The organism is Frankia sp. CgJB1, from assembly GCF_977947065.1.
Genome location: NZ_CDWTNB010000137.1, coordinates 1 through 10,924, shown reverse-complemented (window position 1 = coordinate 10,924; position 10,924 = coordinate 1). Strand labels below are relative to the sequence as shown.

The following is a 10,924-nucleotide window of genomic DNA, read 5'->3' as shown; positions in this document are numbered from 1 at the left end:
GGCGGGACCGGGGCGGGAACCGGCCCCCGGCGGACCCCCTCGGACATGCGCCTTCGACGTACTCCCGCCGGGTGGGTCGTGGAGGGTCCCGGAGCCGAGATCCGGCCGGTCGGCGACCTCCTCTCGGCAATGGTGCTCGCCGATCTGCTGGCCGAGGATCTCGCCCCGCCCGGCCGGCCCCGCCGCCCCGATCGTGACCTGAGCGAGGTCGAGCAGCTCCGGCTGTCCGTCGTCCAGCTGGAACACGCGCTGGCCTCCCGCGTAATCGTGGAACAGGCCATCGGGGTCCTCGCCGAACGTAACCACATCCGCCCGCGGGAGGCCTTCGAGCGGCTGCGGCGCACCGCTCGCGGAATGGGACGCAGGGTGCACGATCTGGCTCGGCAGGTGGTCGATTCGGTGGGCGACCCACGCGCCGTGCTACCGGGCGAGCTCGGTGGGCGCGGCGGCAACCCACCGGGCGGTGGACCACCGGCACCGAGCCCCGGCGGCGGCGCGCCCCGCCCCGCGCCCCCGCGTCCCACCTCCACCAGGCACTGAGCACGCCCCGCCGGACCCGGGACCCCGGGGACTGGTACGGGCCCGATGCTCAGGACGCGACGATGCCCAGTGCCCCCACGGCCGCGGAAATCCTGGCCGCGTCCCCGACGAGCACCGTGATCAGCTTTGCCGGGGCGAGCAGGCCCGCCGACACCGCCTGGATGTCGCCCACGCCGACCTCGGCGAGGGCACGCGGGTGATCACGCAGGTACTCGACCCCGATCCCGGCCCCGGCCAGCGCCGACAGCGTCGAGGCGAGACCGGCGGCGGTCGCACTGCCCAGTGCCAACGTGCCGACGGCGTATTGGCGGGCGGCGTCGAGCTCCTCCTCGCTGGGCGGTAGAACCGCCATCCGCCCGAGCTCGTAGAAGATCTCCAGCAACGCGGGCCCGGTCACCTCGGTGGCGACGTCCGCGGCGACGGTGAACCGTGACCCCGCCTGGTAGTGATCGATCGAGCTGCGCGGGGAGTAGGTGTAGCCCTTGTCCTCGCGGATGTTGTTGACCAGCCGGGAACTGAAGTAACCACCAAAGATGGTGCTCGCCAGCCGCTGCGCCGGGTATCCGGGCGCGGAGCGGCCCAGGGCCGGTCCGCCCAGCCTGATGTTGGTCTGCACGGCACCCGGACGGTCGACGATGACGATCGGGCCGGTGGTGAGGGCCGGGACCGGCGGGACGGCCCGCGCGGGCCCGCCCGTCCAACCGCCGAGCGCGGCGGAGACCGCCGCGAGAGCACGCGACGCCGGCACGGCCCCGACCAGGGTGAGGATCGCGGCGGCCGAGGAGATCCGTTCGGTGTGCAGGGCCCGTATGTCCTCGGGGCCGACCTGTCCGACGGTCTCCGGCTCGGCGATGCCGGTGGCGTAGGGGTGGTCACCGAAGAGCCGGCCGAGCAGCGCCTCCCGGGCAATGACCGCGGGCTGGCTGCGGGCGATCGCCGTGTCCTCGACGATCCGGTCACGTTCGCCGGTGACCTCGTCGTCCGGGTAGGTGGCACCGAGGAGCACCTCGGCCATGATTCCCAACAGGGGTTCGAGGTTCACCGCGAGGGCGGAACCGACGATGGACAGCCGGTCGGCGTCGACCCCGGTCGACAACGATCCGCCCAGGCGCTGGACCTCGGTGGCCAGGCCCACCCGGTCGAAGCGGTGTGATCCGGTGAACAGCGTCTCCGCGAGCACCTCGGCCTGGGCCTGGTGCACGGCGCCGACGCCGGCGAACGGGATCCGCAGCCGCACCTCGACCAGGGGCACACTGGCCCGCTCCACCACCAGCACCCGCAGACCGTTGTCGAGAGTGTGGTCGGTGACAGCCGGCAGCTCCGCCGGGACGGTCGGGCGCACGGCCGGGATGACCGCCGCCCGGATGGTCGTCGAGCTCAGCGCGCTGCCGCTCATGAGGCGGCGCCGGCACGCAGCTCCAGGACCGAGCGGCCCTGGTCGAGAAGCGCCCGGGCGGCCGCGGCGACGGCCTCCCCGGTCACCGCGGACAGTTCCGCGGGCAGTTCGTTCACCAGCTCGGGACGTCCCCGTTGCAGCTCGTGCACAGCCATGGCGAGTGCCCGTCCCAGCGCGTCGTCGGACTCACGCAGCAGCGAGGACGCCACCCGCGCCTGCACCCGCTCCAGCTCGCCGTCCGCCAGGCCCTCACCCGCCAGCCGCGCCAGTTCCTCGTCGACGGCGGCGAGGACGGCGTCCGCGCTCGCGTCCTCGGACTGGCGGGCCTCCAGGGTCAGCAGCAGCGGGTCACGCTGCTCGAACGGATCCCCGAAGGTGCCGAGGTAGGTGCTCACCCCGATGACCGAACGGTCCTTCTGCACCAGGCGGCGTTCGAGCCGGCTGGCGTCGCCGTCGCTGAGGATCTCGGTAAGCAGGTAGTAGGACAGGTAGGTGGACAGGTCGTCGATCGGGTCGGGCACCCGGTAGCCGACCGCCAAGGCGGCGCGCGGCGCGAGCGGGTCGGTGAGCACCGCCCGGCGCTCGGTACTCGGCACCGGCTCGGCGAAGCTCACCCGCGTCGGCACCGAGCGGGCGGGGATGTCACCGAAGTACCGGCGGACGAAGGTAAGCGTCTCCTCCGGGTCGATGTCGCCGACGATGGTCAGCACGGCGTTGCCCGGTGCGTAGTACTTGTCGAAGAAATCCTCGGCGTCGTCCAGGCTCGCAGCCTCGAGCTCGGAGAAATCCCCGTAGCCGTTGTGGGCGTTCGGGAAGGTGTCGAACGCGACCGGCGGCAGCTTGATCCAGGGAAATCCCCCGTAGGGGCGGTTCAGGACGTTGACCCGGATCTCCTCCTGCACCACGGCGATCTGGTTGTCCAGCTTCTGGCGAGTGATCTTCGGTGCCCGCATCCGGTCCGCCTCCAGGAACAAGGCCAGTTCGAGCGCCCCGGCCGGGAGCAGCTCGAAATAGTCCGTGTAGTCCGGGTGCGTCGATCCGTTGAAGATTCCGCCGGCGGCCTGGACGTGCTTCGGATGCTCGGCCTTGCCGACGTTCTCGCTGCCCTGGAACATCAGGTGCTCAAACAGGTGAGCGAATCCGGTACGGCCCTCAGGCTCGGATCGGAACCCGACGTCGTAGTGCACCGAGACGGCCACCACCGGCGCGGTGTGGTCGGGGGCGAGCAGCACGCGCAGGCCGTTACCGAGCCGGGTCCGCTCGATCGGATAGGAGGATGCCGGCAGGGCCGACTTCATCGCGGTGGACGCGGCCGGGCCGGGTTCTCTAGGCGGGGACACAGTTGCCAACGCTACTGCCCGGCGGGCCGCGCCGGTGGCGAAGAGGACACCCATCCCAAGTCATGGCCACGGGAGGCCGTGCCCCGGCCCGCCCGGAGCCGATTCCGCCGGCCGCCGGCGACGATCACGGGCGGCCCCGCTCAGACGGCCACGGGCGGCCCGCCCAGAGGACGAGGTGCGGGAGATTGCGACTGTCGGGCGGCAAACTGTTCCCATGGGACAGTTTCCAGCCGGGCTGAGCGAGATCCTCGCCGCCGAGTTCGACGCTCTGGGTGAAGAGATCATCGCCGCGATCGCCCGAGAGGTTCCCGCCTACGCGCGCCCGCTGGAGGGCAAGTTCGGCCATGGGGTGCGCCGGGGAGTCGACGAGGCGTTGTTCCGCTTCCTCAGCCTGGTCGAGGCCGGTCCCCACTGCACTCTCGACCTCGCCGCTAGCCGGGAGGTCTATGTCCGTCTCGGCCGCGGCGAGGTGTACGCGGGACGGTCGTTGGACAACCTGCTGAGCGCCTACCGGGTGGGCGCCCGCGTCTCCTGGCGCCGCCTCGGGGAGGCGGCGGCCCGCCGCGGCGGGCTGGACGGCCCGGCGCTGGTGTCCCTCGCCGAGATGATGTTCGCCTACATCGACAGCATCTCCGCGGCCTCCGCCGAGGGCTACGCGTCCGAGCAGTACACCGCGGCCGGTGAACTGGAGCGGCTGTGGGACCGGCTGGGCGAGATGCTGCTGTCCGGCGCGACCGGCAGGGCGATCGCGCAGGTCGCCCGTTCCGGCAGCGTGCGGCTGCCCGGCCGGCTGGCCGCCGTGCTCGTCCCCGCCCCGACCGGCTCCGCGGCCACCCACCCGGCCGGCCATCCGGGCACCCACCCGGCTGATAGCGAGGCCGACCACGAGGCCGACCCCTGGGCAGGCTCGCTCCCCTCCCGGTTGCCCTCGGGCTGCCCGCGCGCCGTGCAGGGGGGAGACATCTGGGTGTTCGTCGGCTCGACCGAGCGGGCGGCCACCCGGGCGGCACTGGCGAAACAGCTCGCCGGGCTCGCCGCGGTGGTGGGACCGGCCGTGCCGTGGGGGCAGGCGGCGGCGAGCGCGGCGCGGGCGAGGTTCGCCTGCGATGCCCGGAGCGCCGGGCGGCTTCGCGGCATCGCCGCGGCCGACCCCCTGTTCACCGACGAACATCTCAGCGCCCTGCTGCTGGCCAGCGACCCCGGGCTCATCACCGACCTTGCGTCCCGCCGGCTCGCTCCCCTCGACGGGCTGCCCTGCCGGACCAGGGAACGGCTGGCCGAGACCCTCCTGCACTGGCTGACCCTGCGGGGTCAGCGCGGGCTGATCGCCGAGCGGTTGCACATCCATCCGCAGACCGTCCGCTACCGGGTCAACCAGCTTCGCGAGCTGTTCGGACCATGCCTGGAGGACCCTGACACCCGCTTCGATCTCGAACTGGTGCTGCGCGCCGGGGCCGCCGAGGACGTGGCCACCGACCCGGTGAGTGCCGCGGTCCGCGAGGACACGGACGAGGGCCGGGGCCCGGGCTCCCGCCGTCTCGCGGCGGTGCGGGGTCGGTCACCCGGGCCGTGACGGACCTCGCATCCGATACGGTCCAGGCGTGCGGCTGGGCTCCTTCAACATCATGCACGGCTTGTCGCTCACGGATGGGACGGTCGAGCCCGCCCGCTTCGCCGCGGCCGTCTCCGCTCTCGACGTGGACGTCCTCGGGCTCCAGGAGGTCGATCTCGACCAGCCACGATCGGGTGGGCTGGACCTCGCCGCAGAGGCGGCGGCGGTGATCGGAGCCGGCGACGACGACTGGCGGTTCGTCCCCACCATCTTCGGCACGCCCGGCGTGGGCTGGCGGCCGGCTGACGGGCAGCGCCGGGACGACGAGCCGGCGTACGGCATCGCTCTGATCAGCCGGCTGCCCGTCCGCGAGTGGCGGGTGATCGACCTCGGCCGGGCGCCGGTGCGGTCCCCGATGGCGATACCGGGGGGTCCGGGCAGGCGGGGACATCTGATCATGCTCGACGACGAGCCGCGGGCCGCGATCGCCGCGCGGGTGGAGTCGGCCGGGAGCCCGCTGACGGTGGTCAACACCCATCTGTCGTTCGTGCCGGGGTGGAACGCCGTGCAACTGCGCCGGCTGGCCCGCCGGCTCGCGGACGTCCCGGGGCCGCTGGTCCTGCTGGGCGATCTGAACCTGCCCGGCCGGCTACCGGCCGCGCTCACCCGCTGGCGCCGATTGGCGGTGACGCCCACCTACCCCGCGCACTCCCCGCGGGTGCAGCTCGACCATGTGCTGGCCCGCGGGCCGGTAGGCAGGATCATCGCCGTGCAGGCCCGCCGCGTGCCCATCTCGGATCACCTGGCGCTGTCCGTCGACCTCGCCGACCCGCGGGCCTGACCCGCGGCGGGCCCGGTGCTCGGACTCGCGAGCAGGTCAGCGAGCTCCTCCTCGGACAACGTCGGGGGCCGGACAACGGCGCCGGTGCGCACGTACAGGAAGGCGGCGTCGACCGCGCTCGGGTCGACGCCCCGCAGCCGGGCCCAGGCCAGCCGGTAGATCCCGAGCTGAAGATCGTCGGCATCGGACCGGCCGGTCTTCCAGTCGACCACCTCCCAGCGACCGCCGCCGAGGTCGTAGACGGCGTCGATGCGACCGCGCACGATCCGCCCGGCAAGGCGGAGCTCGAAGGGTTCCTCGATCGCGAACGGCCGCCGGGCACCGTACTCGGTACGCAGGAACGCCTGCTGCAGCGAGCGCAGATCGTCGTCGGTGAGCTCCGCGTCGGCCGCGCCGGGCAGATCCTCGGTGTCGATCAGTGCACGGTAGTCGAAGATCTCCTCAACCCAGGCGTGGAACCGGGTGCCGCGCCGGGCCGCGGCCACCGGACGGCGCGGCAGCGGCCGGACCAGCTCACGGGCGAACGCCTCCGGGTCCGCGCGCAGCCGGACGATCTGGGACGCGGTGAGGCTCGCCGGCAGGGCGACATCGGTCCGCGCGAGGCGTGCCGCGCGTTCCTCGGCGAGCAGCAGCCGGGCCTCCCGGTCGAGCTCGGCGAGCAGGGCGCGCTCGGCCGCCGTCATCCCGGCCGGATCGTCGACGAACGGTTCCCCGGCCGGTTCCGCCGACGCCCCCGGTACGCTCAGCGCGGCCAGCCGCGCCATGACCCCCTCGGCCGCGGCGAGGCGCCGGGCGTACGGCTCCGGCTCGTAGGGGATCGGCCAGGCGAACCGTTCCGGCGTCGCCAGCGCCGGGTTGGTCCGCTCCGCCGGCTCCGGCGCCCAGACGTCGACCCGCCCACCGCCGGTGCGGGCGTGCTCGGCGACCTCGTCGAGGAACACCGAGGCACCGCGTGGGGTCTTCTGGGTGGGTCCCCACCAGTGCCCGCTCGCGAACAGCAGCGACTTCGCCCGGGTGACCGCGACGTAGGCGAGCCGGCGTTCCTCCCGCTCGGCGTACTGACGGGCATAGGCCCGGAAAGCGTCCAGGGCGGCCTTCTCGGCGGAGACCGTGAACGCCGGCAGATCGTCGGCGTCGCCGCGCAGCGGGATCGGCAGCACGCCCGGGGAGGTGGTCCACTGGTCGCGCACGGTCAGGTCGGGGAACACCTTGCTGGTCAGGTTCGGGACGGCGACGACCTCCCATTCCAGGCCCTTGGAGCGATGCATCGTCATCAGGGCGATCGCGTCGGCCCCGGACGGCCCGGCGACGTCGAGACCCCGCTCGTGCTCCCGCGCCGCCCGGAGGAATCCGAGGAACGCGGGCAGGGAGTTCGTGCCGTCGGGATCGGTGAAACCCGCGGCCACGTCCAGGAAGGCCGCGACGTTCTCCTGGCGCCGGGCCCGCACCGCCACCTCGGTCGCCGTGAGCTCCACATCCAGCCCGATCGTCGCGACCACCCGGTGCAGCAGGTCGAGCAGGCCCTCGCCGACGTGCCCACGCAGCGCGGCGATCTCGGCGGCGAGCCGGCGCACCCGGACGCGCCCCGGCGCGGACATCTCCGGCCCGGGGTCGTCGAGGACGTCCGACAGGGCGACGACGTCGGCGGGGTCGACGTCGGCGACCGCCTCGGCGAGTGGATCGGACCGTCCCGGCAGGTCCGGATCGCCGACCGGGTCCGGGACCCGCGCCGCCTCGCGCGCGTGGCGGCCGAGCGCGGCGAGATCCCGGGGGCCGAGCCGCACCCGCGGCCCTGTGAGCAGCCGGACGAGCGCGGCGTTCGCCGTCGGCGAGTCGAGCACCTCCAGCATGGCCACGATCTCGGCGACCTCCGGGACGATGAGCAGCCCGGTCAGCCCGACGACCTCGACGGGCAGCCCGGCCGCCTGCATCGCGGTAAACAGCGCGGGGATGTCGCCACGGGCCCGGACCAGCACGGCGATGCCGCCGGGAGCGGTGCCGGCGTCGACCACCCGGCGGAGCTGGTCGGCGATCCAGGCCACCTCATCGGCCCAGCTGACGTGCAACGCGACCACCGCCTCGCCCTGCTCAGCCACGTCGGGCCGCGGGTGGAGCTCGACGACGCGGTGACGGGCCCGCAGCTGTGCGGCGACGGTGTTGGCGAGGCGGAGCAGCCGGCCGCCGCTGCGCTGGTTCACCGACAGTTCGTAGACGGCCGCGGGCGTGCCGTCGGCCCCGGGGAAGTGCGTGGGGAAGTGGTCGAGGTTCGCCACCGACGCCCCGCGCCAGCCGTAGATCGCCTGGCAGGGGTCGCCGACGGCGGTGACCGGATGCCCGCCGCCGAACAGGCCGGTGAGCATCCGCCGCTGGGCCACCGAGGTGTCCTGGTACTCGTCAAGCAGGACGACACCGGCCCGCGCCCGCTCGGCCCGACCGACCTCCGGCATGGTCTCGGCGAGCCTCGCGGCACAGGTGACCTGGTCACCGAAGTCCAGGACGTCGCGTTCCCGCCGGGCCGCCCGGTACTCCGCCACCAGAGCGGCCAACTCCCGGCGCCCCCGGGCTGCGGCCGAGCACCGGCGCAGCTCCCGGCGGACGCCCCGGGTGCCCCGCCGCTGCTCGGCGCGCCGCAGCGCCGCGTCGATCTCGGCGAGCAGCGCGCCGTCGAACGCGACGAGGCCCGCCGGATCGACCAGGTGCTCGCTCATCTCGGCGTCCAGCGCGACGAGCTCGCCGACGAGCGCGCCCAGCGAACGTGTCAGCGCCTCCACCTTCCCGCCGTGAGAACGGGCGACCCGGGCGGCGAGCTGGTAGCGGGCCGCGCCGGAGATCAGCTGGAGGTCCGGCTCCAGCCCCAGCCGCAGGGCGTTGTCGACGACCAGCCGCCCGGCGAAGGCATGGTAGGTGGCGACGGTCGGCTCCCCGTCCACCTCGCCGTCCGCGGCCGGTCCACCCGGGCCCGCCCCGGCCGACGCCTTGCGCAACGCCAGCCGCACCCGACCGGACAGCTCCGCCGCCGCCTTCGTCGTAAAGGTCAGTCCGAGCACCTGGTCGGGCCGCACCTGCCCGGTGGCGACGAGCCAGACCACCCGCGCGGCCATCACCGAGGTCTTGCCGGATCCCGCGCCCGCGATGATGACCCCCGGTTCGAGCGGAGCGGTGGCCGCGGCGATCTGCTCGTCGGTGTACGGGACCTCCAGCAGGTCGCGCAGGTCATCCGGGTCGAGCCGGGGACCGGCGACGCCGCCCGCCGGGTCACCGTCGACGCCGCCGTCGAAACCGGGCAGGAACGGCTGGCGGGGAATCGTCACGTGGGCGCCCGCGCCCGGCTGCTCCACCCGCGGGTTCACTCGACCACCTGACGTCCCTCGGGCCGCGCGGGGCAGCTCGTCTGGAAGGTACACAGCGTGCAGTGGTCGCCGGGCGTCGGCCGGAACGCCTCGGCGTCGATGGTGCGCACCGCCGCGTCGAGCACCTCGTCCATCCAGGTCGCGCCGTCGGGAGGCAGCGCATCCTGGGCCTGGACCTCCGGCGGGCCAGGCCGCTCCCCCGGCAGCCGCGGGCCGGCCGCCGCACCGCCGGCATCCCGCCGGAGCTGGACGAGCTCCGCCCCGCCAGGCACCGGCCGGGGCTGATCCGGCGCCGCGGCCGCGAGCACATCGTCGAGCGCGCCGGCCCGCACGGCGAGCTGATAGCTGCCCAGCTGGGGGTGGGTGGCGAGCTCGGCAGGAGCGACCGCGGTCCGACCGGTCTTGAAGTCTATGACGTGGACCCGGCCGGCCTCGTCCAGTTCGAGCCGGTCGATGAATCCGCGCAACTGGACGTCCCGCCCGGCGACCCGCAGGTCGCAGGAGAACCTGACCTCCGCGTCGATCACGCACCGACCGCGCTCGGCGGCGTGCCAGTCCAGGAAGCGGGCGAGCGCCTCGCGGGCGGCCGCGCGCTCCTGATCGGAGCGCCAGCGGGCGTCGAAGTCCAGCTGCCGCCACACCGTGTTCAGCCGGGCGTCGAGCGCGGCGAGGTCGGCCGGGGTCCGCCCGGTCGTGACCTCGTCCGCCAGGGCGTGCACCACCTTGCCAAATCCCTGCGCGGTCGAGGCCGGGGTGACCGCGTGCGCCTCGTGCTCGAGGAACCACCGCAGGGAACAGGCGCCGATGCTCGACAGCGACGAGCCGGACAGCCGGATCGGCCCGGCCACCGGGACGACAGGAATATCCGACGTGGTGGGGTCGAGCAGCCCCCACCAGGTGTCCGGGTGCGCGGCCGGCACCAGGGGCCGGCCCGCCTGGTCCCGTGCCCCGGCGAACGCGGCGAGGCGGGCCTGCGCGGCGGAGCGCATCGCGGGGCTCGAGCCCGGTTCCGTCGCCAGCCGGCGCAGGGTCGCGACCAGGCCGACCAGGGTGAGCGGCCGGACCGGGCGACCGGGCACATGCTCCACCGCTACACCCAGTTCCTCAAGGAAGCGGCTCGGCAGGCTACCGTCGTCCTCGGGGCTGTTCACCGCGGTGACGATCAGCCGGCGCCGCGCCCTGGTCAGCGCGACGTAGAACAGCCGACGTTCGTCGGCGAGCAGGTCCTGGCGGGTCAGCGGCGGGCGCAACCCGCCCCGGGACGGCGCGTCGAGCTGCTCCGCGCCGAGCAGCGAATGCCGCTCCCGCAGGTCGGGCCAGGTGCCGTCCTGCACTCCGCAGACGGCGACGACCTCCCATTCGAGCCCCTTGGCGCGATGGGCAGTCAGCAGCCGCACCCCGCGGCGGCGCACGGACTCCCCGGCCGGCTCGAGGACGTCCCCGGCGATCTGCTGGCGGGTGAGCTCCGCGACCAGGGAGGCGACGCCACCGCCCGGCCCGCGCCGCTGGCCCAGCCGGGTGACGGCATCGAAGAGCGCCACGACGGCGTCGAGGTCACGGTCGGCCGCGCGCCCGGCGGCGCCCCCGGCCGCCGAGGCATATCGCAGCCGCGCCGGCCACTCGCTCGCCGACCACAGCGCCCACAGGGCGTCCTCCGGGGCGCCCGAGGAGTCCCGCAACGCCTGACCGGCCGTCCGCAGCAGACCGCCGACCCGCCGGACCGGCCCGGCCAGGTCGTCGGGGATCGTCGCCAGCCAGTGGTCGGGCTCGGCGATCGCCGCCCGCAACAGCTCCGCCGACGGCGCCGGATACTCGGACCCCGCGTCGCGCTCGAAGGCGCGCAGCGCCCGGCCCAGCGCCCGCAGCCCGGCCGGGTCCGCTCCACCGAGCGGCGAGGTGAGCAGG

The 10,924-nt window shown here is 74.4% G+C and carries 7 protein-coding genes; 3 read left to right on the top strand and 4 right to left on the bottom strand.

Translation table 11 applies throughout. The features are described 5' to 3' along the window. The coding region (locus tag AC08OT_RS15010) for an ANTAR domain-containing protein (protein WP_476602938.1) at window positions 1–540 on the top strand (540 nt) is incomplete at its 5' end. Window positions 541–589: 49 nt separating this feature from the next. Here the strand turns inward: AC08OT_RS15010 and AC08OT_RS15005 are convergent. Both AC08OT_RS15005 and AC08OT_RS15000 read right to left on the bottom strand, forming a co-directional pair. Further along, entirely contained in the window at window positions 590–1,936 is a 1,347-nt protein-coding gene (locus AC08OT_RS15005) for a M16 family metallopeptidase (protein ID WP_476592717.1), read from the bottom strand. Beyond that, the gene (locus tag AC08OT_RS15000) at window positions 1,933–3,234 is read right to left on the bottom strand and encodes a M16 family metallopeptidase (protein ID WP_476592728.1); all 1,302 of its coding nucleotides are present in this window, start codon (window positions 3,232–3,234) and stop codon (window positions 1,933–1,935) included. The genes AC08OT_RS15005 and AC08OT_RS15000 overlap by 4 nt, the downstream gene beginning before the upstream one ends. Before the next feature lie 256 nt (window positions 3,235–3,490). Here AC08OT_RS15000 and AC08OT_RS14995 point away from each other — a divergent pair, with 256 nt between their 5' ends. Next, entirely contained in the window at window positions 3,491–4,849 is a 1,359-nt protein-coding gene (locus AC08OT_RS14995; protein WP_476592718.1) for a PucR-like N-terminal domain-containing protein, read from the top strand. Between the two features lie 28 nt (window positions 4,850–4,877). Further along, on the top strand, window positions 4,878–5,669 hold the full coding sequence (locus AC08OT_RS14990; protein ID WP_476592719.1) for an endonuclease/exonuclease/phosphatase family protein: 792 nt from the start codon (window positions 4,878–4,880) through the stop codon (window positions 5,667–5,669). Here the strand turns inward: AC08OT_RS14990 and AC08OT_RS14985 are convergent. Both AC08OT_RS14985 and AC08OT_RS14980 read right to left on the bottom strand, forming a co-directional pair. Next, the gene (locus AC08OT_RS14985; RefSeq protein ID WP_476592720.1) at window positions 5,627–9,019 is read right to left on the bottom strand and encodes an ATP-dependent helicase; all 3,393 of its coding nucleotides are present in this window, start codon (window positions 9,017–9,019) and stop codon (window positions 5,627–5,629) included. The genes AC08OT_RS14990 and AC08OT_RS14985 overlap by 43 nt on opposite strands. Then, a partial coding sequence (locus AC08OT_RS14980) for a PD-(D/E)XK nuclease family protein (RefSeq protein WP_476602937.1) occupies window positions 9,016–10,924 on the bottom strand: 1,909 nt, incomplete at its 5' end. The genes AC08OT_RS14980 and AC08OT_RS14985, both read right to left, overlap by 4 nt.

What these genes read in the sequence shown, in the direction of transcription:
- AC08OT_RS15005 (WP_476592717.1), bottom strand. Translation starts at nt 1,936, where the DNA reads ATGAGCGGCAGCGCGCTGAGCTCGACGACCATCCGGGCGGCGGTCATC.
- AC08OT_RS15000 (WP_476592728.1), bottom strand. Translation starts at nt 3,234, where the DNA reads ATGAAGTCGGCCCTGCCGGCATCCTCCTATCCGATCGAGCGGACCCGG.
- AC08OT_RS14995 (WP_476592718.1), top strand. Translation starts at nt 3,491, where the DNA reads ATGGGACAGTTTCCAGCCGGGCTGAGCGAGATCCTCGCCGCCGAGTTC.